This window comes from Streptomyces sp. AC627_RSS907 (assembly GCF_019049165.1).
The window spans coordinates 1-612 of record NZ_JAGMUE010000719.1 but is presented as its reverse complement, the minus strand read 5'-3'; the positions used below and the strand labels follow the sequence as shown (position 1 = coordinate 612).

At 73.5% G+C, this 612-nt stretch carries 1 protein-coding gene; it reads right to left on the bottom strand.

Annotation, left to right across the window (positions count from 1 at the left end; all coding sequences use genetic code 11):
• The coding region (locus KUM32_RS38240; RefSeq protein ID WP_308408828.1) for an MsnO8 family LLM class oxidoreductase at window positions 1-476 on the bottom strand (476 nt) is incomplete at its 3' end.
• Window positions 477-612: the final 136 nt, after the last annotated feature.

Below are 612 nucleotides of genomic sequence, written 5' to 3'. Positions count from 1 at the left end.
TCCGCGTCCAGGAACCTGGTCAGCTCGGCGAGCTGGCGGGGGAACTCGTCGGCGCCCTCGTTCAGCCGGTCCGAGCGGCGCAGCGCGGCGGCGGTCGCCCCGTCGGTGCCGGGCGCGCGGCCGAGCCCGAGGTCGACCCGGCCCGGGGCCATCGCCTCCAGGGTGCCGAACTGCTCGGCGATGACCAGCGGCGCGTGGTTGGGCAGCATGACGCCGCCGGAGCCGAGCCGGATGCGGTCGGTGTGGGCGGCGAGGTGGGCGAGGATGACCGCGGGCGACGAGCTGGCGACGCCCGGCATCGAGTGGTGTTCGGCCACCCAGAACCGGTGGAAGCCGCGCCGCTCGGCGAGCTGGACCAGCTCCACGGAGGTGCGCAGCGCGTCGCTCGCGGTCAGCCCGCTGCCGACGGTCGCCAGGTCCAGCACGGAGAGCGGTACGGGTGCGGTGCCGCTCGCCGTTCCTCGAATCGTGTCCACCGGCGTCGTGCCTCCTGAGATCGCGTACGTAGCAGAAGACCGTAACCGGAGATGGCATCCGGTTATTCCCGGGGCCCGCCACGCGACCTCGCGGGTCTCCTCGTACGGACCACGGTACGGACCACGACAACGGCCC